Consider the following 24108-nt stretch of genomic DNA (forward strand, 5'->3'; position numbering starts at 1 on the left):
ACATCGTTGGGTTTTACAACAACGAGCGGCTGCACTCGAAACTGGGATATCTGCCACCGACCGTTTACGAACGGGCAATGGCGTCTAAACCTCCTATCGAGGTGTCCGGAATTAGTTGACCACTACACTGTGCGCGCACGCACACCCGCGCGCTATCGAAACAAACGGCCCTCCAACTGTCATGGTCGCGCAACGATACAGTTCGTTGCCCATGCCCGTCGCCGTACCGGTACTTCCCTCGCCAAGCTCCCTAATCTGCAGTTCGTCATCAGGCACCCACGCCTCAGTTCGCCAAGTACCGATAAAAATGCAATAAAAAAGGAGCTTCAATTGAACACTGATGAAACAGTGGTTGTCACCGGAGTGACATCAGGCATTGGTCTGGCCTGCGCCAGAAAGTTGATAGAACAGGGAAACAAGGTAGTTGGGATCGGGCGCAGAACCGAGCGCCTCAATGCACTGGCCGACGAACTGGGTGAACGTTTTTATCCCCTCAGCTGTGATGTGCGTGACATCGACGCACTCAACACACAACTGAAACAACTCCCCGATGCATTTGCCGCCATCAGCAAACTCATCAATAGCGCCGGCTTACTTCAGGGACAAGGGACGTTACTGGAAGTCTCGGATGCTCAAATATCCACCATGCTGGAGACCAATGTTCACGGTTTGATCAATGTCACTCGGGCGGTATTACCCAAGCTGATAGAAAGTGGACGCGGGCACATTATCAACCTGACCTCGATTGGCGCTCATTATCACTACGCCGGCGGCCATGTCTATGCGGCATCCAAGGCCTTTGTCGACCACTTCGGACAATGCCTGCGCACCGAACTGGTGGGCGCTCGGGTCCGGCTGACCAACATCGCACCTGGTAAAACCCGCTCAGAATTCGCCTTGGTTCAATTTGCTGGCGATCAAGCCAGAGCCGACCGGGTGTACAGCACCCTGACGCCGCTTGAGCCGATGGATGTTGCCAACTCGATCCTCTGGGCCCTGCATCAGCCCACCCACGTCAATATTAATCTTATTGAACTAATGCCTGCTGATCAGGAACTTTCATACCGGTGATCCCATGAGCCAATCTCTCGCCCACTACTATGTCAGAAACAAACTCACCCATAAGTTGATCAGCAAGCGCGTGCTGTCACCTATTTCACTTTCCCAGCAGCCTCCGGCTGACTTGGTACAGGCACTTTGCATTGAAAGTGAAGTGTCAAAGTTGTCAGCTGTTTATGCCCAGTTCCAACACTCGGACGATGGCCAGACGGGGCTTCCTCGTTACATGCCGTTTTATCGTTTCATTCAGTCTAAATTCCCCGGTTTTCAATGGCAGGTTCGCTCCACTCAGGGCAAGAAAACCTTGATTCTGGACAAGCCATACATCAACCAAAGCCGACCTTCGTTATTGAACTTGTTGCTGTGCGCCATCAACGACAACACCGCCACGACCCCGGCCTTGAAAGTGCGATACCCCGCCATGCGAGAACTGCCGGACGAGTTGGTGGTGGATCTTGAGCAGGCCTTTGAGCGTTTGTCATTTGCCCAATCAGCGCCCCACTTCGTCGCGCGTTTTGCCCAGGCTCTGGCCAAGGGACTGGCCGGTGAAACCATTACCCTGGTCTCCCCGGTGTGCCCTGATTATGGCTACGAAAACAAGAATGGCCGCCTGCGCTATACCTTCGAGCACTTGGGCGAAGGCATCGGGCTGGTGGCCGGACGTGTGGTCAAGACCCTGCCTGACCTGCAAGCAGTGCTGCAAAAGCACGGCATCGATGCACGGATCGCCGTGGCGGCCGGGGATTTTGAAGGGTTTGACGCCAGTACCCTGAACCGCCTCAAGGAAACACGCGAAGGCTTCGCTCACAAACTGCGTATCAGCCAGCAGAAGATCCTCGACGTTCTCGGTCCTGGCGCCGAGTCGATCATGATCGCCGAAGCCGCCGGTGGCGAGGACTGCTGGCATGCACTGACGGCAGAAGCCCAACAGCGCCTGGCACATCAGGATAACGGCTGCATCGTCGAGGATGATCTCGACTATGCCTCCATCTTCAGTGCACGACTGCCGCTCTATCAGGCCTGGCACCAGCAGCGCAGCAACGAAGAGCTGATGCAGATCCTGTATGCCCAGGGTGCGGAGTATGCGGCCATCGGCAAGGTGTTTGCCCAGCAGTGGACCAACCCGATTGTTATCGGTGCGGATCACAATCGCATGCAACCCTTCTATTGGCTGTACAGCACCATTCCTGTCCTTTATCTGACCAGGGTTTACTGATGAGCGCCCGTGAAAGTGCAGGTCAATGCACTCACTACTGTCAGTACGGGCCACAGGGCGATGTCCGTGCCAGCTATGCCCATCTGCCCTTCCAGGGTTTCTGGACCTGGCTGACCGGCAAGGGTCAGCCACTCACACCCGAGGCGTTAAAGAGCGCAATGAATGAGAGCGGTGAGCGCTTTCTGGTGGCTCATTTGCTGTTCACCTGGTTGGTGATGATCGCCCTGGTGCTGCTCGGCCAGGCCGTTCTGGAGGGTGCCTTCTCCACGGGTATGGCGGTGTTGCTGGTGCTGGTGGGCTGGGTCCTGATGGTTAACCGGTTGCGTAGCATGCAAGCCACCTTCCACTACTTGACCCATGGCGCAGTGCTCAAGGACAAGGCCCGCGCACAGCGCTATGCCAGGCTATTTCTGACCACGCCGCTGCTGTACCAGGACTGGGACACCTATAACCAGAGCCATGTACGCGAACACCACAATATCCACGTGTTGTGCTCTGACACGGACCCCGACCAGCGTTTCATCCGTGAGCAAGGTTTCTACCCGGGGATGCCTGAACCGGTCTACTGGTGGAGGGTCTGCTGCACGCCCTTTCGCCCCGTTTACCTGATGCGCCAATGGCGCGGGACGTTGCTCGACAGCTTTGTTCGTCTTGAACGTCGTGAAGCACTGTTTCGCTGGGGTTTCTGGGGCGTATTGCTCACGCTGCTGTGGGCGACAGGCGGGTTGCAAGCCTTTGGCTTGATGTACGTGATCCCGCGCGCCGTGCTGTTTGAGCACTCCATGTGGCTGCAATTGTTTACCGAGCACCTGTGGTTCTACCACCGGGACGCCGGGAGCAGCGAGAAAAGCCACTATGGCCGGCTGACCTGGGGTCGTTTCCAGGGCCGCACACCTCCAGAAGGCGGGGTCATCGCCCATGCCGCCTGGGTGCTGAAGTGTGCGCTCTACGATCTGCCGGTGCGCTTGTATGTGTACCCGCAAGACTTGCCCAACCACGACGCGCACCACCGCCGCCCCAACGTCCATTACCGGCATATCGCCAATTATCGCGCCAGCGTCGAGCAACAGCCTTCTCCTTATGGCCCGTTCCTCGAAGTCTGGGGGTTCATGGCGGGCCTGTACCTGATTCGCGACCATTTGTGCCGAGGGGTGGTCGAGCCGTTTACCCCTCGGAAACCTGCTTCTCTCAATAACCCAAACAGCCTGTACCCAACGTCCACCTCTCAAGGAGTCTGAGCAATGCAAGAGACGATCCAAGCTGCTAACCACGAACTGCAGAACAACGCCTACGCCTCCCTCAAGGCCTCACAGCTGTTTTCTCAAGAAGAGCTGGAGTACATGGAAGCGGCGTGCCAGGTCATCCCCAAAACCATCATCGAAATCGGCGATGTAGGCGAAGAAAACTTTCTCGCGGTGGGACGCTTCATGGAGGATCAAAAAGGCCAGTTACCCGTGTATCGCAATGATCCTTACGGCAAACGTGTGGTGGAGATCCTCTCTTCGGGAAAAAGCCGTGAGTTCTTCAACGGCATCATGGAAGCCGAGTGTTTTATCCGTCGCTGCCAGTCCAATCTGCTGGAAGCCGGCAACTTCATCGGCAAGCACATCGATACCTACAGCAACCTGGAATATCGCTACTCCGTGGTGATCCAGTTCGGCAAGCAATACGAAGGCGGCGAGTTTTTCATCGAGCATGAAGGCCGCGAATCGCAATTTAAAACAGACTACGCCGACGTGCTGATCAACCGCTGCGAGATTCCCCACGGCGTACGCAAGGTAGAGAGCGGCACACGCTCCTCCTTGGTGTTTTTCCTGAGCACCAGCCCGTTGGACAAACCCAACCTCAACAATAAACAGATCTGATCGGAGTGTGCGTCCGCCCCCCAAGGCGGACGCTCAACCGGCGAAACCAGAAGGAAACGTCTCATGACGCAAACCAACGTAGCCAGCTTTCAAGAAACAAAGAATCAAGACCTGCAGGCCTATTTCCTGGGACTCATTTCGGTCGCGGCCTTTGCCATGACCTTACCGGCGGCAAAAATGCTCGCTGGCGACCTGAGTGCCCTGCAAGTCGGGTTCTTCCGGTCAGTGTTGGCTGCGTTTGCGGCAATTCCTTTCTTGCTTATCGGCCGGGCAAAGATTCCCAATCGTTCGCAAATCAAGCGAATGTTGCTGACGTCCACCGGGATCGTTTACGGCTTTCCGATCCTCACCGCGCTGGGCATGCAATACGTTCCGGTCAGCCATGGCGGCGTGGTACTCGCTGCACTGCCGCTGTCCACAGCGATTTTCGGTACGCTCATTACAGGCACTCGCCCATCCAAAATGTTCTGGGCGGTTTCAAGCCTGGGCTTCCTGGTCGTGATGGCCTACACCGTCATCAAGTCGAATGTCTCCGACATCTACATCGGCGATCTGGCACTGCTGGGCGCCGTGCTGCTGGCCGGTTTTGGCTACGCCCAGGGCGGTGCACTGTCCAAGGAACTGCCGGGCTGGCAGGTCATGTGCTGGACTCTGGTCATCAGCCTGCCTGTGCTGCTCCCGGTCAGCCTCTGGCTCTATGACAGCCAAACCATTGCCAACCTGCCGGGACAAGGGGTCGCCGCCCTGCTGTTTCTGGCCCTGATCAACTCGCTGCTGGGTTTCTTCTCATGGAACCGTGCCCTGGCCCTGGGTGGCATCCAGCGCATCAGCCAGCTGCAGTTGCTGCAACCGTTCTTCACATTTGCTTTTTCGATCTTCCTGATGGGCGAGTCGTGGAACTGGCTGACCCCGGCCGTCTGCGCCATCGTCATCGTGCTGGTCTGGCTGTCCAAGCGCATCTGAACAGGATCGCGCGCGGGTCAACCAGCGCGCTCCATCCACGTGTTCCTCGAGGGGGTTTCAGCCTGGCTGTTCACCCTCTCCACACCCAGACGGAAATCCGCCCATGACTTCTTCGAGCTTTTTTCGCCCCACCTCTGAACTGCAACAATGGGACGCCTCGCAGTATGAAAACAACGCCCATTTCGTCGCCCACCTCGCCAATGGCGCGGTGGAACTGCTGGCCCTCAAGGCCGGCGACCGAGTCCTGGATATCGGTTGTGGTGACGGCTATCTGAGTGAGCAACTGGCTCGTCAAGGCGCTGAAGTGGTGGGTTTCGACTACAGCCCGGAACTGGTGGAAGCCGCACGCTCTCGCGGCCTGGATGTGAGGCTGGGTAATGCCGAGGAACTGTTCTTTCACCAGGAGTTCGACGCGGTGTTCAGCAACGCCGCCATACACTGGATGCGACGTGCCGATCAAGTCGCCTATGGGGCCTTTATGGCCCTCAAGCCCGGTGGGCGTTTCATCGGAGAATTTGCCGGAGCCGAGAATGCGCTGCTGATCCGACGGGCGATTCACGGCGCCCTGGAGCGCAGATCCGTCGACGCACAGGACATTGACCCCTGGTACTTGCCCACCGCCGGTGAATACCAACAGGTGCTGGAGAACGCGGGGTTTCACGTCAGCTTCATCAGTTGGTTCGAACGACCGGTGGTGTTGGATTACCCCATTGCCGAATGGATACAAACCTTTGGCACTCCTTACCTGGCGGCGCTGCCGCTTGAAGCCCGCGCGGGTTTTCTGGAGGAAGTGACGGAGGAACTGGTCAATGACCTGCTGGACTCCGACGGCCGATGGACGGTGGACTACACATGCCTGCGTTTCAGAGCTGAAAAAAAGGCATAGCCCCACAGAACCTGGCTGACAAAAAGCGACACATTGGATCAATCAGCAGACAACCGGCGCGAGGCTTGCCGTCTAATTGGAATTAACGATATGTCTATGAAAACCAATGGATTAGCGTTGAAATCTTTTTACACCGACGCCCAAGTGTGGTCGAACCAGGAGGGCAAACCGCTGTACTGGATCGATGACATCAGCCTGGCCGTCAACGGCTCGGAAATCGTTGAGGATTCGCTCATTCAAACACTGCACGACAATGATGAAGTCCAGATCCTCAACGGCGTCATCTACTCCTATGAAGACCTGGGGGAAGTGGCCACCCTGGTGGAGTACTTCAAAAGCTGGCAGCAAAACCTGGGCAGCCGTAACACGTCGCCGGACAGCTAGATCGACGAGCATCAGGCTAACCCGGGGCCAGGTTTCAAATGCTGTGTTCGGTGACTCGTTGGGCTGTTTCGCTGCCGGTCTGAGAATCGATGAAACGCTTGAACTGGATGTCATTGCAGTGGCTGACGTTCAGGCGAATATACTGATCGTAATCGCGGGTGTTGCTGAACAACGACCCTGGTGCCAGAAAGATGCGGGCGTCATGGGCCTGTTCAATCAGACGACGAATATCCACGTGCGCGGGGAAACGCCCCCACAGAAACAAACCATCCATGCTGGGTTCATCAAACACCACGCCCACCTTGCCCAGCCACTCCCGCGCCCGGGCACGCTCCTGCATCACTCGCTGGCGCAGGCCATCCAGATGGTGTTGATAGCGCCCGGACTCCAGGGTGTAGGTCACGATGGTTTCGTCCAGGGATGAGCCGCACAACAGGTTGTACATCTTCTGCTCCACCAGACGCTCGACAAAAGCGGGGGGTGCCGCCACATACCCAAGGCGCAGGGCAGGACTGAGCACCTTGCTGAAACCGCTGATGTAAAAGGTGCGATTCAAACCATCCAGGCTGGCCAGCCGAAGTGTTTGCCTGGCAGACAACGAGCCGAAAATATCGTCTTCAACAATATGAAAGTCATACTTCTCGGCCAGCGAAAGAATCTTGAACCCCTTGGCCGGGGAGGTATTGCCGCCAGTAGGGTTGTGGATCAGGGTCTGGGTCAGAAACAGTTTTGGCCGGTACTTGATCAGCATGGCCTCCATGGCCTCCAGGTCCGGACCATCCCCCATTCGTGGCACGGTGATGATGTTGAAATCCCGCCCCTTGATCAGCTTCAACTGCAGCAACAAGTAGCTCGGGTCCTCGACCAACAGGTAATCACCGGGCTTGAGCATGGCGTTACGAATCAGCGAGAACGCATGGGTAGCCCCCACCGTCACCACAACCTGGTTGCTGGAGGCATCGATTTGAATCTCTCGCAACTTGCGTGCAATTACCGAGCGCAACTGCTGGCTCCCCGCGGCGGGCGCAGGGACGCTGCAAGACAGCGTGTTACGAATCAACCGTCCGGTAACAGAAACAGGCACAGCGTCAGCCAGCCAGGACGGAGGAAAGTAACCTGAACTGACGGGGATATCGTATTGGGAAGGGTCCAGCGCGCGGTACAGAAACCCCGCATGCAGGCTGGACGGTGGGATCAACTCGTCCAGATCCTTGAGGGATCCCGATGGATTGGCCGCGAGAATAAAGTAACCGGCCCCGGGTCGGGACTCAATGATGTGCTGCGCCACGAGGTCCTCGTAAGCGCTGCTCACCGTAAAGTTACTGACGCCCAGTTGTTTGGACAGAGCCCTGACCGAAGGCAACCGACTGCCTTGAACCCATTGGAAAGACTCGATGCGGGCAATAATCGCGCTTCGGATCTGGTCCACCAACAGTGTCTTGCTGCTGCGATCTATCTCAAACATCTCATTCCCTTAATGAAACCACCGCCATCATGGCCTTCCTGATGCTTGGCAAAGAGCAGGCCGGTAATCAACAAGCCATCGCCAACACTCGCGTGCGAGGCAGTATCCTGGATACTTTGTAAGCAAAGTTTACGCCAGTGCTCGAAAAATGCCTTGCCTATTCCATCGAGTAAAAAACTCAGGGACGAGAATGGGTTTTCATGGGGTTTGCGGACATTGCGATCCAAAGGCTCGAGGTAGAAGTCCAGTTTGCCGAGGTATTGGTTGAGAATGATCAGGTTTTGGGTCCAGGGTAATTGTCGCAGCAGTGCTGAGACTTTTGCATGGTGCCTGTACACCTCGTAAAACTGGCGCATACGAAAGAGGTTCGGTCGGTGGTTTACGCCATTGGGCAGCAGACTGCTGCCCAATTCAATAGTGTCAGCACCGCTGTCACAATTGCCCGATCACGGATAACTAAACCCCTTAACCAACGTCAACTCCCCCACCGCCCGCATCGGCACCAGGAACGTCTCCATCTTCTCGTTCGGCGTCCCCTCTTGCGTAATCACCGTCACTTGCGCGGTGGTCAGCGGCTGAACAGCCTCTTCCTGCCCCTCTTCATCGCCGCGATACCCGCCACCGTAGTAGTTCACGTACACCAGGTATTGCCCCTTGATCGGCGCCGGCATGGCGAAGATTTCCGGGCCGTAGCCGGTGGTGACGTCCACATCCAGCGCCGCACCATTGGGCGCGACACGATCGCCGTACCAGATGTGTGCGCCATCGGGGGTGATGAGGTGCAAGTCCAGATCAGTGCCGTCGCTGTCCCAGGAAAGCAGTACTCGCAACTTCGCCGGAGTGGCACCGCCACTGGCGTTCAGGAACTGAGTGCGATGCCGCTGTTGGCCATCGGGACTGCGGACTTCAACGCTGTTGCTGCCGTTGGGGAATGAGAACGGGCGGTCGTAGCGGCCCGCGGGGTCAATTTTCAGTGGCATGCTGACGCCGTTGACGATCAGCTTACCGGGCTCATTACCCTTGGGTGTGGATTGGATTTGGCCGGTAATGCGAGCGGTATTGGCCTGCCCCACCGGTGTGTTCACCGACGAAGCCGGGTAATTGACCGTCTGACGAAAGTTTTCACCTTCGCCTTCGGGGGCGCCCGTGCGCCAGCCGCCGACGGGGGTGTCGAGTTTGACCGCGCTATCGGCGGCGAATGTCGTCGGCCATACGCAAAACGAACAAAGGAACAGGAAGACCTGTGGATAACGGAGTTTCATGGCCTATTCCAGCAAGAGGTGGCGGGCGAGCCCTTCGATGTAGGTTTCATCCTGGCCATTGGGATGTGCTTCAAAGGCCAGGTGCAGGTATTCGTGGGTCAAGTCGAGGCGGTCTTGCAGCGTCAGCACGCCACGCACATAGATGCGCTGGCGTTCGCGGTCCACGAAGGGACGACCGAAGGCCAGGCGGCAAACGGCGAAGGTGCTGACTTCGTTGTAACCGACCTCACTTTCGAGGCGTTGGCGCCAGCCGCGGCGTTGGTTTTGCAACCAGTCTTGCGCGGCGGGCAGCGCTTCGCAGGAAGCGACCGGGCTGTCCCAGCGGCTGAGGCTTGCACGCGGGTAGGCGTGCAGCAGGATGGCGTCGTAGCGTTGACCGGCGTTGGCCTGTTCGACGGCTTGCTGCCAGGAGAGTTTGTCCGGCCCGGGTTGGTCGGAGTGATAGGTAACGGTGCTGCCGGCGAGAACCAGGTCGCTGGTCCACGCGGCGATGTTGCGCGATTCGGTGGCGGCCGGACGTGGGGCGACGCGCTGCCGGCTGCTGCTGTCGTCGATGCTCAGGCAGTCGCCGTTACGGGTAGCGTTTTGCAGCAGGTAGGTGCGGATCGCGACGCTCAGGGCTTTGGCTGCTTCAACGGGCTCGGGTCTGGCTTCGCGCTGCAGGACACGGGCGACGTACTCTTCGCGGTCCAGGCGGGCGACGAGCTTGTCCTTGAGCAAGAACAACTCGCCGTCGCTGTGGATATCGAGTTGGTTGCCGTTGGCGAATTCGACGCGGTAGTCGCCCTGCAGGGGGCCAGGCGCTAACACGCGCCCCCCCGACAGCACGCGTTTCAGCGGATAACGCGCGAACAGGCCGACCTCGACACACTTCCCCGCTTCTGCTGGCCATGACGAGGGCAACACCGTCGCCAGCGCCTGACCATAATTGCGCAAAACCATCTGGCTGGTGCCACGCCCACCGGCCCAGACCGGCGTGCCGTCCGCCGTCCAGCCCGCGAATCCGCCCTGGCGCGACGAAGGATCCTGATCCCCCAGCCAGCTCCAGGTTTTCACCCGCAACCGACCGCCAAGCTCACCCACGACATTGCCGTCAGCGGCATTGAGCACCACATCGAGCAATACCCGCCGCGCTCGATCCTGCGCCGGCATCACGGCCAAGACCTTCAACAACTCAGCCACCGAAACCCGGGTCTGCGGTTGCAACGACGGCAAGTCCAGCAACCACGTTGGCGCTTGTCTCGTCTGCCAATACTCGCGCCACTCAGTGCCGGAAATGCCCAACCGCGCGGGCTCGAAGTACAACCCGCAGGACTTCACCAACGCCTGATCGCGACCGATCGTGCCACCCGCCGTGCAGCAATAAATTTCTTCCTTCGACTGCCCGCGACACTCATAAGCCGGTTCACGCGCGCCGGTGTCCACCAGCCAGCCGTAGACAAACAACTTCCACAAGCTGCCCAGCGGCGTCTGCAAATCGGCAGGCAATGGCTCACGCGAGATCATCTGAGTCCGGCTCAACGCAAGCAGTTCACCCTTGAAGCCCAGGTGCAACGGCTCGTCCTGCGCTGTCGCCAGCGCAGGGATCAAGCACAGCAGCCACCAGACCAGACACCGGGTCATGTCAGTTGACCGTGACCTGACCGAATGCCGGCTTCTGTTCCTGAGCCTGATGCTGTGGCGCGTAGACCTGCGTGAAGCGCACCGGTGGCAGGCTGAACTGGCCTTTTTGCGAGAAGCGCACCAGATGACGCAGGCGCAACTCACCGCTCAGCGCATCCACTGGCACCGCATACGCCATTTGCCCCGGTTCGAAACGGGCCTTCTCCAACGCGGTCGGCTCGGTGCCGGCCTTGCCCATCAGCTTGATGCCCCACGTGGTGCGCTCGACGTCCGCACCCGGTGGCAGCGGCACTTCGAGCATGCCGTAGCGCAGCGGTTTCGCCGCTTTACTGGTGATGATCACTTCGTCCAGGTACAGGCTGTCGCTGGACAACGGCTTGGTGCCGACCGCTTCGAGTTTGAACTCGAACGCTTCATCACCCGGCACCAGACGCGACAGGCGACGGGTGATGGTCACGGCCATCGGATCGATTGCCGGTTGTTTGGTCTGGTAGCTCAGCGCGGCACGCAGCGGGCGTTCTTGCGTCCCGGTCAGCGACAACACCGCCGGCACCGGCGTAGCGCCCTGCCACGTCCAATACATCTCACCGGTATCACCGTAGCGTTTCTTCCAGCCTTCCCCCGGTGCCAGTGCGATGGTCGGAGAGGCTTGCTCGATACTGCGTTGCAACCAAGTCAGCGCCAAGGCGCGCTCCAGGGTCGATTGCTGTGGCAACAGGCGTTGCAACAACGCTTGTGCATGCGCTTGATCGAAAGCTTGCAGCGACAGGTTCAAGGCCTCGGCAAACGGTTGAGCGCTGGCAGCCACTTGCTGTTGCGCAGCATCCACTTGACGGCTGAACGCCGGGGGCAGATTGACTTTGGCCTGACGCGCCAAAGACGCGGTCAGCACCCGAGCACTGGCCAGACCCAATGCCGAATCCGGATCGTTCATGACCAGGCTCTCTGCGCCATCGTCCATGACGCTCGCCGCATTGCCTTCGCCGGCTTTCACCAAGTCGTCGATCAAACCGCTGAGCAACGTGTTCACCGGCAATTGCATCTGTTTGGCAAACGACAGAATCAACGCCCGCTGCAACAGCGGCGTGTTCTGCGCCTGTTTCGCGTACACCTCCAGCACCCGCTGCCAGTGCTCCGGCGGCAGGCTCAGTTCCAGCGCCTTGCTGGCGTGCCAGTCGGCGTAATAGGCGTAAGCGGTGAGGAACGCATCCGGCTCACCGTCATAGCCCCACCAGGTGAAGCTCGCCGACGGGCCGGCCATTTGCACCAGCCGCAGGCGGCTGTTCTGCATGATCAAACGCAAGCGGTCGCGGATCTGTGGATTCGACGACAGCGTTGGATAAGCGATGCTCAACGGCAGCAAACGACTGGCGGTTTGTTCGACGCCGCCGTACGGATAGCTCAGCAGATCATCGAGGGCCGAGCGGAACACCGCTTGCGGGCTGTCATCCAGACGCAGGCGGATGTCGCTGGCGTCCGCCGGCAAGGTCAGTGGCGTATCACCGCTGGCCACATCCAGGCTTTGGCTTTGGGTCACCTGCCAACCTTCACCGGTCGCGGTCAGGCGCACGGCCAAGGCGTCAGCGGTTTTGCCGTCCTGCACCAGCTCGGCGGTCCACTCGCCATTGGTCAATGCGAACGCCGGCAATGCGATGTAGTTGACGCCGTTGTTCAGGGTGACCGGCACACGTTGCTCGGCACCCGCGTAATGAATCACCAGCTCAGCCTTGACCGGTTTCTCGGCCTGACTGAAAGCGAACACACCGAGATCCGGTTTGTCGCCATTGCGGAATTTGGTCGGGCCGCTCCACTTCAGGTACAGCGGTTTCTCCGAGCGCACGAATTGCTTCTTCTGCCCGACCTGGCCGTCATCGGCGATGGCGCGGGCAGTGATGCGCCAGCGGGTCAAGGAGTCCGGCATCTTGAAGGTGAAACGGGTTTTGCCGTTGGCGTCGGTGATCAATTCCGGCTGCCACGCGGCGGTGTCGACGTCTTCACGACGCGGCCGCTCCAGCACTTTCACCCCACGCTCGCTGCGGTTGGCTTTGCCCGGTGCGCCCGGGCTGCCCGGCAGTGCCACGTCGTAGCTGATAAACGACAAACTGGCGCTAGTGCGCACGTTGTTGCGGCGCGGGTGGTAGAAGAACTGGTCGATGGTCGGCGCGACTTCCGGTTGCAACGCGTAGATCATTTCGTCGACCACGCTGACCGTCAGGTGCGCCGGAATCGGCTTGCCGGCGAATTGAGTGGTGAGGTCCACGGACACAGTATCGCCGGGTTGATACGCCTCTTTATCGGTGGCGATGGCCACGTCGATCTGCGGCGCGATCACCTTGATGCCGGCGTTCTGGAAGCTGTATTGGCCACCCTTGGTGTAGAGCACGGAGAAGGTCAGGTTCGGCGCGTAGTTGTCCTTCACCGGGATACGCGCGCGGTATTGGGTGTCGCTGAGTTTTTCCATCTTCAGCCAGTCGCTGCCCTTGGACAACAGCGCCGTGGCCTCGACCTTGTCGCGCTCGAGCGACAGCAACGCATCGCTGACCGGCTCGGGGAACGTGATCAACGCGAGGGCTTCGTCGCCGGCCTTGTACTCAGGTTTGTCGAGGACGATTTCCACGGTGCCGGGCACGGCTTTGACGCCGTCGCCAGTGACCGAATGACCGGTCGCGCCAAGTACGCGGCCATGGTCATCTTTCAGCGTCAGGTTGTAAGTGCCCGGACGGTCAAAGGCCAGGGTGAAGCCTTTATCTTTGGCGGCGAGTTTACCTTCGCCAGTGGTTTGATCTTCGAGTCGCACCCAGCTGTAGCTGCTCGGGTTGACCGCTTTGCTCTGCTCGCTGCCACCTTCATTGACGTAGCTGAATGCAACCTTGCCGCCCACCGCGCTGAACCGCTGCGGCGCGCTCAAGCGGAAACTGGCGGCGCCGCGATCGATGAGGATTTCCTTGGTGGTCTTGACCCGATACGCCGCGCCATCGCTGGCGAACACGGTGAGCATGTAGCGGCTCGGTTTCTCGGCGGCGGGCAGATCGAGGCTTGCGTTGCCCTTGGCGTCGGTAGTCAATTCGGCACTGGTCAGCTCCACCGGGAATTGCCCGAGGTACTGCAGTTCGTTATCGACCATCGACAATTGTTGGGCGCGCAGGCTCAGGCTTACCTTGGCGTTGGCCACCGGTTTGCCGTCCGGGTACAACAACACCAGACTGCCCTTCACCGGTTCGCCGGTGCGGTAATCCTGCTTGGCCAGGTTCAGGGAAATTTCGAAGTGCGGCTTGATGTATTCAGCGACACGGAAGGCACTGCTGTAGGCCTGATCCTTGTAGTTGAAACGCAGCTCATAGCCACCCGCCACCGCGTTGTCCGGCAACTGGAAACGGCCCTGAGTGCCAGCCTTGGAATCGAGCTTCAGCGCCAACGATTGCAGAGCGGTGCCGGTGGCATCGAGCACGGTCACATTGACGTCGGCAGCGGTCGGTGCCACGGAATCCCGCGCATTCTTGAACTCGCGGCCGACGATTTTCAGCGACACCCAATCCCCCGGCCGATACAGCGGCCGGTCGGTGAACGCATAAAGTTTGGTGTCGTAGATTTCGCTGTCGTAATAGAAGTTCTCGGAGACGAACACCCCGCCCTCTTCGTCCTCGCCGATCACGAACGAACGCTCGGGGCTGACGTGTTTCAGACGCAGTAATCCGTCGGCGTCAGTAGCGCCGCTGCTCATCACGCCCAGGCCGTCGGTCCACAGCACATTGACCTTGGGCACCGAACTGCCTTCGTGTTTGCGCGCGGCCCACACCAGCAATTCATCGCCAGCAATCTTGCTCACGGCCACGGTGTTGGAGACGAAGACCATGGTGGTCGCGCGGTACTTGCCGATCAGCGCTTCCACCAGATACAGCCCCGGTTTCAGGTTGCCCAACGGGATGTACACGTTGCCCGGCGAGACACTGACGAACTCGCTGGAAGAACCGGCCAGGTTCACGCCTTCAGGCGGCTGGATCGGTTTGGCTTGCCACAGCGGATAACGGAATTGGCTGACCACTGGCAGGCCCGGAATCAACGCGAACTGCGGCTGAGCGTCGTACGGCGTTGGCGCGGCGATGGCGGTGCCCATCTTCAGCTCCGGTACTTCCTCGGTGACTTGTTTACGTGACTCGTAGGAAAACGCCCGCTGCATCACCCGACGGGATTTGCGGTACCAGTTGTCCCACAGGTACGCGAGGGTGTTCGAAAGGCCTTCGCCCTTGAACTGGCCGTCGCTGACCACGCGGTGCAGGTTCTTCTGGCGCTTGAGGAAATCCAGCGGTTTATCGATGCGGTACACACGAATGTCCGCGCCGCCGTAAGGCTCCATGCGGAACCGGCGGTAATCGCGGCCCGGCGCTTCGAGGCGCACCATCGCCTGCTCGTCGCTGGCGAAACTGCTGTCGGCCAGCAGGAAGAAACTTTCACCGGCCACCGGCGTATAGCCGCTCGGCTCGACGGTGTCTTCGGCGTTGACCGCCGACAGAGGCAAAATCAACGCAAGCAAAAGAGGCAGTTTTGAGCAAATGCGCAGCATGCGGGCACCGATCATTGGGAGAGAAAGTTCAGTCGATAGACGCCGATGAAGTTGGGGTTGGCTGCGTCGGGTATCCATCGGGTGTCCTTCCATGTCATGAGTTGTTGCAGGCTTGCGGAGCGCATGCCGTTGTCGGTGGGGGTAGTGGTGCCGGTGTGATAGGCGATGAAGCGGCCCATCCAGATCATCAGGTGCTGGTCGTCGCCCTGATCGAAAAACATCAAGTCGCCGGGCCGGGCCTGGGCCAGATCACGGCCAACCAGGTGGCTGTTGAACTGGATCAGTTTGATCGCGTTGACATAGGGCCCGACCTTGCCGCCGCCCTGCTGCCATTGCTGGGCGAGGCCGCGTTGGGCGTCGCTCAGTTGCAGTTCCGGCGGCAGGTAGCGGTTGGACAGGCCATTGCTGCGCAGCCATTTGTCGTCATGGACTTTCAGCGCTTCGTTGGCGGCAAACCGCACCAGCCCGGCGCAGTCCTGCTGATACCAGCGCGGGCTCGGGCCTTGGGTCAGTTGTTCCTGGGCGATGCGCACGAACCAGGCGCGGAATACCTGGGACTGTTGCGGGTCGAGCGCCGGGGCTTCGCTGGCAAAGGTGCGAGTCCCCAGCAACAACGCCAGCAGGCCGAGGCCTCGGATGAGTGCGGTCACAAGGCTTTCCATTCCAGCGGCAGCCACTGCCAGTGGCCGTCGGGCTCGCTGCCTTTGGGCAAGGTCAGGGCATATTTGCCATAGCCGCCGAGGGTGCGCAGTTTCGGGATCAGGTAGGTTTGCGCGGCGTTGTAGAACACCGGTTCCATGTCCTGCGGCAGGCTGTCGAGGGTTTCCTGCTGCATCAACTGCGCCATGGAATCCGGGCCGAAATAGATCGGCATCAACAGGTCTTTTGGCAGCACGTCAGCCAGCGGCGGGAAGCGTTTGTCGAGGGTGCCGAGGGCTTTGTCGACCAGTTTGTCGTCGAGGGAGAACAGCAGGGTCGAACCGTGGCGCGCGAGACTTACGCGCATAAAGGCTTTGCCGGTGATCGCGTCGGGCTGCTCGGCATCCTTGGCCTTATAGGGACCGAAGTTGGAGCTGACCTGGCGCTGCCACTGATGGGTCTGGCCTTCCTGTTTTTCGACCACCGGGAAGGTGTGATCGGCAACGTTGCCTTCGTAAGCACCCACCATCGAGCCGAACAGGTTGCCCAGGTCGCCGTCGAGTTTGGCGCTGTCATCATCATTCAGGCTGGCCACCAGCAGCGGCGTGTACAACCGCGAGTCGGCATACCAGCACAGGCCGGCAGCACCGGCCATGTGTTCAGTCAGGGCCTGGGCCACGGACTCTTCGGCACCGAGTTTCACCAGCAGCGGCTTCTGTTGTTCGGCGGCCAGTGGCAAGGCCACGCAGGCGCTGGCGCCCATCGGCATGGCTTGCCAGATCGGTTTGAAGTCGAAGTCTGGCTGGTTTTCCAGTTCGTCCATGGCCAGGAAGCTGTGCCAGCCCTTGTCGTCCATGTCGAAACGCAGGCCGGCGAAGTTCGGGATGAAGCGCTGGTAGCCCATGGCCAGAACGCTGGAATTGACCGAGAGGCGTTGTTTTACCTCGGGCGCGCGCGGTGGCAGGCCGAAGGCTTCGGGGAAGAGTTTCTGGCCGCCGAGTAGTGCTTCCAGCGATTCGGTCGATACCATGCCGGGGTCGTCGACTGGACCGTGGCCGGTTTCATAAAGCTTGGCCGGGTTGGACAGCACCACCAGTTTGTCGCCATGAGAGGCGAACAGCAGCGCTTTGCTGTTGTTGTAGGTGAGTTGATAAAGCGGCACCACATCGCCGGCGACTTTGATTTCAGCCAGTTTGCTCAGCTGCGTATCATCCAGCGCCACTTTCGCCAGCGGCTCCAGTACCTTGGCCAGCCCGCCGCGATCCATCACCAACAGGAAATCCTTGAGACGTCCATCCGCCCCGCGCCACAGCGCCACATCCGCCGGTTGATCGAACAGCTGCTCGATCAGGCTGTCCTGCAACTTCAGGTCATGCTCGTAAATGATCCGCCGCAGACTACCAATCAAACCGAGGCGATCGGCGTGAGCTTCGTAATAGAAGACGAAATCTTCGGTCAGGGTTTCCTTGAGAAACGGCACCGCCAGCAAATCCTTGGGCAGCTGGCTCAGGGAATGGGTTTCGAGCAGACCGTCCGGCCGGCTCATGCCCAGTTTGTCACTGGCCAACTCAGCGGGCGGCGCCTTGGGTTTGTGCAGGAACCACCCTAACCCGCCCGCCACGCCAGCCACCAGGCACAGCCCGACCAGCAGCGCCGGCCAGCGACGGGAAGTGTTGGCAGCAGGTGCGTCGGCGGCCGGGGAAGCGGCTGGTGGAATAGTGTTATCACTCATGTTCACAAACCCAATTCATCCGTGGTGCGGGATGTTTAATAGTTGAAAGTCTTGACCAGCAGCAGGTCGCCGATCGCCCGCAAAGGCACAATGAAGGTCTCGCGTTTTTCGTCGACGGTGTTTTCGTTGAGCACCAGATTGATTTGCGAGGTGATCACCTCGTTCTGGTTGCTGGTCTCATCGAAGTTATAGCCGCCACTGCCGAAGTTGCCCCAATAGTTCACGTAAACCAGGTAGGTGCCGTGCATCGGCGCGGTCATGGTGAACATTTCCGGGCCGGGGCCATCGACCCCGTCCGGGTCCAGGCCGCCGCCGTTGCTCATCGCCGGGCGAGCCCAGAACGCATGTTGGCCATCGGGCGTAATGATGTGCAGGTCGAGTTCGGCCTTGGGGTCGTCCCAGCCCAGCACCACGCGAATCCGCGCCGGAGTGCGCTGGTCGTTGGCTTCATAGAATTGGACGCGTTTGAGCGACTTGCCCTCGGAACTGCGCACTTCGACGCTGTTGGAGCCGGCGCCGAACGCATACGGCCGGGCAAAACGCCCTTGGTCGTCGGTGTACAAATTCAGGGGATTGCCGTTGACCGCCAGGCTATGGGGGCCACGGAGTGTGCCGAGGGCCTTGAGCTGGCCTTCGATCATCGTGCGATTGCGCTGCACGCCCCGGTCGATGGGCGGCGTGGGATAGGCGACTCGCGGATTTTCACTGCGGTCCAACAGGCCGTGATAGCGCCAGCCGCCCACCGGTTCCGACAACTCGGCCGTGGGCTCGGCCCACGCAACCTGGGCACAGACCAGCGTGATCAGCAGTGAAAGAACACAACGCATGTGACGCCTCCTGCCATGCATAACGAAACCCTGCGCCCGATCCTCGGCGCGTTACAGATCGAAAAAACTGCGTTTCGTCAGAAAGACCCTGAATATAGGGTCGTAGAAGGCGCGAAGATTAGCCATTCGGCGGTTTTTTAACAATCGGATACATCTATATTTGCGGTGGGAATCACGGTGATTGTCGGGCGTGAGCCGAATAACCCCCATCACCTTTTATAGACGACATATCTCTGTGGCGAGGGAGCTTGCTCCCGCTCGACTGCGAAGCAGTCGCAATTCGCTGAATGCAGCGTAGCGTGCCTGAAGAAACGCGGCGTATGGTTTTGGGGCCGCTTCGCGTCCCAGCGGGAGCAAGCTCCCTCGCCACAAGGTGTGTTGTCACCCCGGAACTGCTGCGCCAACGACCCCGCTCATTTGCCCATACCCCCCATGTCTGCTAGTGTCGCGCCGGTTTAACGTCAACCGGAAATAGCCGCCATGGCCCGCAAAAAAGCTGCACTGGATTTCGAACAATCCCTCGCTGACCTGCAAACGCTGGTGGAGCGTCTGGAGAACGGCGAATTGTCGCTGGAAGACTCGCTGACCGCTTTCGAGCAGGGCATTGGTCTGACCCGCGATTGCCAGGCGGCGCTGGCCCAGGCCGAGCAAAAGGTTCAGGTGCTGCTCGAGCGTGATGGCGAGCTGGCCGAGGAACCCTTCGACGCGGATCAGCCAGAATGATTGCGGCGTATTCGGCCACCAGCCAGGCTCGCGTCAACGCTGCACTGGAAACCCTGTTCAACCCGCCAGGCCCTGAACTCGCTCGCCTCTATGAAGCCATGCGCTACAGCGTGATGAATGGCGGCAAGCGCGTGCGTCCGTTGCTGGCCTACGCCGCGTGTGAAGCACTGGGCGGCAAAGCCGAGCAAGCCAACGGCGCAGCCTGTGCGGTTGAGCTGATCCACGCCTATTCGTTGGTGCACGACGATCTGCCGGCCATGGACGATGACGACTTGCGTCGCGGCCAGCCAACCACCCACAAGAAATTTGACGAAGCCTGTGCGATCCTCGCCGGCGACGGTTTGCAGAGCCTGGCCTTCAGCGCCCTGCTCGACCCGCGCCTGAGCAGCTCGGACGCTGAAACCCGTCTGCAGATGGTCAGCGCTCTGGCGTTGGCGGCAGGTCCGGCGGGGATGGTCGGCGGGCAAGCCATCGACCTCGGCTCGGTGGGCCTGAAGCTCGATCAAAAAGCCCTTGAATACATGCATCGGCACAAGACCGGTGCGTTGATCGAGGTCAGCGTCAAACTCGGCGCCCTGGCCAGCGGTCATGCCGAGAAGGACGAACTGAAGTCCCTGCACAGTTATGCACAGGCCATCGGTCTGGCATTTCAGGTCCAGGACGACATTCTCGACGTCGAAAGTGACACCGAAACCCTCGGCAAACGCCAGGGTGCCGACATCGCCCGGGACAAGCCGACCTACCCGGCCCTGCTCGGCCTCGACGCGGCCAAGGTCTATGCCCTGGAACTGCGCGACCAAGCCCTGCACGCGCTGCGACCGTTTGACGCGGCGGCCGAGCCATTGCGCGATCTGGCCCGGTACATCGTCGATCGCCGCAGCTGACGGCGTACTCGCCAAAAAAGACCAACGCGTGGGCAGGGGGCGATGCATCAGGTAAACTGCCGCATCTTTTATACCTATAACGATTCGCCTGATGCCCACGACGTTTCATGAGATTCCCCGCAAGCGCCCGACCACGCCCCTGCTCGACCGTGCCAACACGCCGGACGGCCTGCGCCGGTTAGGCGAAGCAGAGCTGGAAACCCTGGCCGATGAGTTGCGCCTGGAATTGCTCTACACGGTCGGTCAGACCGGCGGGCATTTCGGTGCCGGCCTGGGCGTGATCGAGCTGACCATCGCGTTGCATTACGTCTTCGACACCCCGGACGACCGGCTGGTGTGGGACGTGGGTCATCAGGCCTACCCGCACAAGATCCTCACCGGCCGTCGCGAGCGCATGAGCACCCTGCGCCAGAAGGACGGCATTGCCGCCTTCCCGCGTCGTTCCGAGAGCGAGTACGACACCTTTGGCGTCGGCCATTCCAGCACGTCGATCAGCGCAGCGCTGGGCATGGCGATTGCTGCCCGCCTGCAACACAGTGATCGCAAGGCGATCGCGGTGATCGGCGACGGCGCACTGACCGCCGGCATGGCTTTCGAGGCGCTGAACCACGCGCCGGAAGTGGACGCCAACATGCTGGTGATCCTCAACGACAACGATATGTCGATCTCGCGCAACGTCGGCGGGCTGTCGAACTATCTGGCGAAGATCCTTTCCAGCCGCACTTACGCCAGCATGCGCGAAGGCAGCAAAAAGGTCCTGTCGCGCCTGCCCGGCGCCTGGGAAATCGCCCGACGCACCGAAGAGTACGCCAAAGGCATGCTGGTCCCCGGCACCCTGTTCGAAGAGCTGGGCTGGAACTACATCGGCCCGATCGACGGCCATGACCTGCCGACCCTGATCGCCACCCTGCGCAACATGCGCGATCTGAAAGGCCCGCAGTTCCTGCATGTGGTCACCAAAAAAGGCAAAGGCTTCGCCCCGGCGGAAGTCGACCCGATCGGTTACCACGCCATCACCAAACTCGAACCGCTGGACGCTCCGGCCGCCGCGCCGAAGAAAGCCGGCGGGCCGAAGTATTCCGGAGTATTCGGTGAGTGGCTGTGCGACATGGCCGCTGTCGACCCGCGCCTGGTCGGAATCACCCCGGCCATGAAGGAAGGCTCCGATCTGGTGGCCTTCAGCGAGCGTTTCCCACTGCGCTATTTCGACGTAGCGATCGCCGAGCAACACGCCGTGACCCTCGCTGCCGGCATGGCCTGCGAAGGTGCGAAACCGGTGGTGGCGATCTATTCGACCTTCCTGCAGCGCGGTTACGACCAACTCATCCATGACGTCGCGGTGCAAAACCTCGACGTACTGTTCGCCATCGACCGCGCAGGCCTGGTGGGCGAAGACGGCCCGACGCACGCGGGCAGCTTCGATTTGTCGTTCCTGCGTTGCATCCCCGGCATGCTGGTAATGACCCCGAGCGACGAGAACGAACTGCGCAAAATGCTCAGCACCGGCCACCTGTACAACGGCCCGGCGGCCGTGCGCTACCCGCGAGGCACCGGCCCGAATGCGCCGATAGAGAAAGACCTCGAACCGATTGAAATCGGCAAGGGTGTGATTCGTCGCCAGGGCAGCAAAGTCGCCCTGCTGGTGTTCGGCGTGCAACTGGCCGAGGCGCTGAAAGTCGCCGAGAAGCTGGATGCGACGGTGGTCGACATGCGTTTCGTCAAACCGCTCGACGAAGCACTGGTTCGCGAAATCGCCGGCAGCCACGAGTTGCTGGTGACCATCGAAGAGAATGCGATCATGGGCGGCGCCGGTGGCGCGGTCAGCGAGTTCCTCGCCCGCGAAAACATCCTCAAGTCGATGCTGCACCTGGGCCTGCCAGACGCCTATGTGGAGCACGCCAAGCCTGCGCAAATGCTGGCCGAATGCGGGCTGGACGAAGCCGGGATCGAAGAAGCGGTGCGTCAGCGCCTGCAACTGCTGAACATCTGATCCCGCTCCCCGTAGGAGTTGCCGAAGGCTGCGATCTTTTGATCCTGACCTTCGGCGGCTCCAAATCTGAAAAACAAAATCAAAAGATCGCAGCCTTCGGCAGCGCCTACAGTTGACCGCGTCCCACCCGGTCAATGTGGGAGTGGGCTTGCTCGCGAAGCAGGCACCTCGGTCTCAACGGTCCGGTGCGATGGCGTGGCATAACTTGGCGGTCGCTTCGATCATCTGCCCACTCGGCCGCTCCAGGCCTTTATCGATCACCAACAGCAATTGCCCCCGCGCCACCGCCGTCACCTGGGGCCAGGCCTTCCACGCATCGAGCTGCGCCTGATCACCGGCCAGAATCACTTCGGGATTGCGCTGCAACACGGCCTCCACACTGACCTGCGGCGCAGGCTGTGGCAGGTCGGCGAACACATTGCGCGCGCCACACACTTCAAGCGCATCGCTGATGATCTGGCTGCCGCCAACGGTGTACAGCGGCCGATCCCAGACTTGATAAAACACCCGTAACGGTTCATTCCTCCGATAGCGCTGGCGCAGGGAATCGAGTCGTTGACGCAGACTTTCAGCCAATGAAACGCCTCGCTCCGGCCGGCCGAGTTGCGCGGCAATTGCCTCGATCTGCACGGTAAGTTGTTCGAGGTTGTGAGGTTCAACGGCATAGGTGGGAATGTTCAGCCGTTTGAGCTGTTCACGCTGAGCCGGCCCCACACCGCCCGGCCAGAGCAGCAGTAAATCGGGCTTGAGGCTGAGCAATCGTTCGATGTCCAACTGGCCATAGCGGCCCACCGAAGGAATGTCTTTGAGCTCGGCAGGACGCTCACCGGCATCCAGCACACCAACCAGCAGGTCAGCCGAGTTCAGCTCCACGACGATTTCAGAAAGCGACGGAGCCAGAGTGACAACCCGTTCGACAGCAACCGCCGCCCCACTGACGGCCAGCAGCAACACCGCCAGCCAGACTTTGCGCATCAGCCGAGTTGACGCGGGATACGGTAGAGGTAGAACAGCACCGTGGTCGACAGCGCGAGCAGCACCAGCGGCACGGCTTCAAGGCCAACGAATACCGCCAGCGCACCGATCCAGGCAGGCAGACCGGCGACCAGCAACGCGGTGCGGCGCTTTGCAGCCAGGGCGATCCAGGCGGCGGGCTCTTCAGGGGTGTCGAGGGCTTTCTGGGTGGCGATCAGCGCGTGCTTGTAGCCGCCAAAGAACTTCAGGCTGACAAACATCGACGCCACACCGGCAATGAATAACGGCATGGCCAGCACCGGCAGAACCGCCTCGCTCTGGCCGAATACGCCGTTGATCACGAACAGCGGCAGCAAGGCCTGCGCCAGGTATTGCCACCAGCTGACGGACAGTCGCCGCCGTACCTGAGCGCGGGTCACGCCCGGTCAACCTCGCCCTGATGCTCGTTGCCCATCATGTGATCAAGCTTGCTGGCCTTGGTGGCCAGGTAAAGTTTGTTGTGCGGGTTGTGCCCGGTGTGCAACGGCACGCGCTCGGCGACCACAATGCCCATGTCGGTCAAGGCTTTGACCTTGCGTGGGTTGTTGGTCATCAGACGCAGGGACTTCACGCCCAGATGCTCCAGCATCGGCAGGCACATGGCGTAGTCGCGCTGGTCGGCGGCAAAGCCCAGACGTTCGTTGGCTTCAACCGTATCGGCACCGCCGTCCTGCAATTCATAGGCGCGGATCTTGTTCAGCAGGCCAATGCCGCGACCTTCCTGACGCAAGTAGAGCAACACGCCACGGCCTTCGCGGGCGATCGCCTGCAACGCCGCCTCAAGCTGCGAGCCGCAGTCGCAACGCTGGCTGAACAAGGCATCGCCGGTCAGGCATTCGGAGTGCAACCGGCCGAGTACCGGAGCACCGTCGGCGAACTCACCCAGGCTCAGCACCACGTGCTCGCGCCCGTTTTCTTCATCGAGAAAGCCGTGCATGGTGAATTGCGCAAAAGGCGTTGGCAGCTTGGAAGCGGCGACAAAAACGACAGGCACCGGTGTGCTCCTGATCTATTA

At 60.3% G+C, this 24108-nt stretch carries 20 protein-coding genes and 1 pseudogene; 10 read left to right on the top strand and 11 right to left on the bottom strand.

What is annotated here, in order from left to right:
• Positions 1–330: 330 nt before the first annotated feature.
• The 7 genes from AACY49_RS23510 to AACY49_RS23540 all read left to right on the top strand — a co-directional run bounded on the left by AACY49_RS23510 (position 331) and on the right by AACY49_RS23540 (position 6373).
• Entirely contained in the window at positions 331–1071 is a 741-nt protein-coding gene (locus AACY49_RS23510; RefSeq protein WP_258698882.1) for an SDR family NAD(P)-dependent oxidoreductase, read from the top strand.
• Between the two features lie 214 nt (positions 1072–1285).
• Positions 1286–2275: a hypothetical protein gene (locus tag AACY49_RS23515; protein WP_258698881.1), complete on the top strand. Its 990-nt coding sequence runs from the start codon at positions 1286–1288 to the stop codon at positions 2273–2275.
• Positions 2275–3513 (top strand): hypothetical protein, encoded by a 1239-nt coding sequence (locus AACY49_RS23520; RefSeq protein WP_258698880.1) that lies wholly within the window; start codon positions 2275–2277, stop codon positions 3511–3513. Before AACY49_RS23515 ends, AACY49_RS23520 begins: the two co-directional genes overlap by 1 nt.
• Positions 3514–3516: 3 nt before the next feature.
• The gene (locus tag AACY49_RS23525; RefSeq protein WP_258698879.1) at positions 3517–4140 is read left to right on the top strand and encodes a 2OG-Fe(II) oxygenase; all 624 of its coding nucleotides are present in this window, start codon (positions 3517–3519) and stop codon (positions 4138–4140) included.
• Between the two features lie 63 nt (positions 4141–4203).
• Positions 4204–5103 (top strand): DMT family transporter, encoded by a 900-nt coding sequence (locus tag AACY49_RS23530; RefSeq protein ID WP_258698878.1) that lies wholly within the window; start codon positions 4204–4206, stop codon positions 5101–5103.
• Between the two features lie 103 nt (positions 5104–5206).
• Positions 5207–5989: a class I SAM-dependent methyltransferase gene (locus AACY49_RS23535; protein ID WP_258698877.1), complete on the top strand. Its 783-nt coding sequence runs from the start codon at positions 5207–5209 to the stop codon at positions 5987–5989.
• Between the two features lie 117 nt (positions 5990–6106).
• Positions 6107–6373, top strand: coding sequence for a hypothetical protein (locus AACY49_RS23540; protein ID WP_339526762.1), 267 nt, complete (start codon positions 6107–6109; stop codon positions 6371–6373).
• A gap of 34 nt (positions 6374–6407) precedes the next feature.
• On the opposite strand, the gene AACY49_RS23545 is transcribed toward AACY49_RS23540, so the two are convergent.
• The 8 genes and pseudogenes from AACY49_RS23545 to AACY49_RS23580 all read right to left on the bottom strand — a co-directional run bounded on the left by AACY49_RS23545 (position 6408) and on the right by AACY49_RS23580 (position 18482).
• Positions 6408–7838 carry an aminotransferase-like domain-containing protein gene (locus tag AACY49_RS23545; protein ID WP_339526763.1) on the bottom strand — a complete coding sequence of 477 codons (1431 nt, stop codon included), beginning with the start codon at positions 7836–7838 and terminating at the stop codon, positions 6408–6410.
• Between the two features lie 260 nt (positions 7839–8098).
• Positions 8099–8254 (bottom strand): annotated as a pseudogene (locus AACY49_RS23550) (DUF1016 N-terminal domain-containing protein); the annotation flags it as partial.
• A 30-nt stretch (positions 8255–8284) separates the two neighbouring features.
• Positions 8285–9100, bottom strand: coding sequence for a YfaP family protein (locus tag AACY49_RS23555; RefSeq protein WP_258698874.1), 816 nt, complete (start codon positions 9098–9100; stop codon positions 8285–8287).
• Positions 9101–9103: 3 nt separating this feature from the next.
• Positions 9104–10723: a DUF2300 domain-containing protein gene (locus tag AACY49_RS23560; protein WP_339526765.1), complete on the bottom strand. Its 1620-nt coding sequence runs from the start codon at positions 10721–10723 to the stop codon at positions 9104–9106.
• A 1-nt stretch (position 10724) separates the two neighbouring features.
• Positions 10725–15299, bottom strand: coding sequence for an alpha-2-macroglobulin family protein (locus AACY49_RS23565; protein WP_339526831.1), 4575 nt, complete (start codon positions 15297–15299; stop codon positions 10725–10727).
• Positions 15296–15946 (bottom strand): DUF1175 domain-containing protein, encoded by a 651-nt coding sequence (locus AACY49_RS23570; protein WP_258698872.1) that lies wholly within the window; start codon positions 15944–15946, stop codon positions 15296–15298. The genes AACY49_RS23565 and AACY49_RS23570 overlap by 4 nt, the downstream gene beginning before the upstream one ends.
• Entirely contained in the window at positions 15931–17655 is a 1725-nt protein-coding gene (locus AACY49_RS23575; protein WP_339526768.1) for a DUF2138 domain-containing protein, read from the bottom strand. Before AACY49_RS23575 ends, AACY49_RS23570 begins: the two co-directional genes overlap by 16 nt.
• 35 nt (positions 17656–17690) lie before the next feature.
• The gene (locus AACY49_RS23580) at positions 17691–18482 is read right to left on the bottom strand and encodes a YfaP family protein (protein WP_339526770.1); all 792 of its coding nucleotides are present in this window, start codon (positions 18480–18482) and stop codon (positions 17691–17693) included.
• Between the two features lie 480 nt (positions 18483–18962).
• Here AACY49_RS23580 and AACY49_RS23585 point away from each other — a divergent pair, with 480 nt between their 5' ends.
• The 3 genes from AACY49_RS23585 to dxs all read left to right on the top strand — a co-directional run bounded on the left by AACY49_RS23585 (position 18963) and on the right by dxs (position 22079).
• Positions 18963–19205 (top strand): exodeoxyribonuclease VII small subunit, encoded by a 243-nt coding sequence (locus tag AACY49_RS23585; RefSeq protein ID WP_007894317.1) that lies wholly within the window; start codon positions 18963–18965, stop codon positions 19203–19205.
• Positions 19202–20089 (top strand): (2E,6E)-farnesyl diphosphate synthase, encoded by an 888-nt coding sequence (ispA, locus tag AACY49_RS23590; RefSeq protein ID WP_258698869.1) that lies wholly within the window; start codon positions 19202–19204, stop codon positions 20087–20089. The genes AACY49_RS23585 and ispA overlap by 4 nt, the downstream gene beginning before the upstream one ends.
• A gap of 91 nt (positions 20090–20180) precedes the next feature.
• Positions 20181–22079: a 1-deoxy-D-xylulose-5-phosphate synthase gene (gene dxs, locus AACY49_RS23595; protein ID WP_258698868.1), complete on the top strand. Its 1899-nt coding sequence runs from the start codon at positions 20181–20183 to the stop codon at positions 22077–22079.
• 174 nt (positions 22080–22253) lie between these two features.
• Here dxs and AACY49_RS23600 read toward each other — a convergent pair whose 3' ends face one another.
• Genes AACY49_RS23600 through ribA form a run of 3 tightly spaced genes read right to left on the bottom strand, consistent with a single transcriptional unit; the run spans position 22254 to position 24087 of the window.
• Positions 22254–23054, bottom strand: coding sequence for a cobalamin-binding protein (locus tag AACY49_RS23600; protein ID WP_339526773.1), 801 nt, complete (start codon positions 23052–23054; stop codon positions 22254–22256).
• The gene (locus AACY49_RS23605; protein ID WP_339526775.1) at positions 23054–23473 is read right to left on the bottom strand and encodes an MFS transporter; all 420 of its coding nucleotides are present in this window, start codon (positions 23471–23473) and stop codon (positions 23054–23056) included. The genes AACY49_RS23600 and AACY49_RS23605 overlap by 1 nt, the downstream gene beginning before the upstream one ends.
• Positions 23470–24087: a GTP cyclohydrolase II gene (gene ribA / locus AACY49_RS23610; protein ID WP_007906827.1), complete on the bottom strand. Its 618-nt coding sequence runs from the start codon at positions 24085–24087 to the stop codon at positions 23470–23472. The genes AACY49_RS23605 and ribA overlap by 4 nt, the downstream gene beginning before the upstream one ends.
• Positions 24088–24108 lie beyond the last annotated feature (21 nt).

It is taken from the genome of Pseudomonas sp. EL_65y_Pfl2_R96, from assembly GCF_963970905.1.
Lineage (GTDB): Bacteria > Pseudomonadota > Gammaproteobacteria > Pseudomonadales > Pseudomonadaceae > Aquipseudomonas.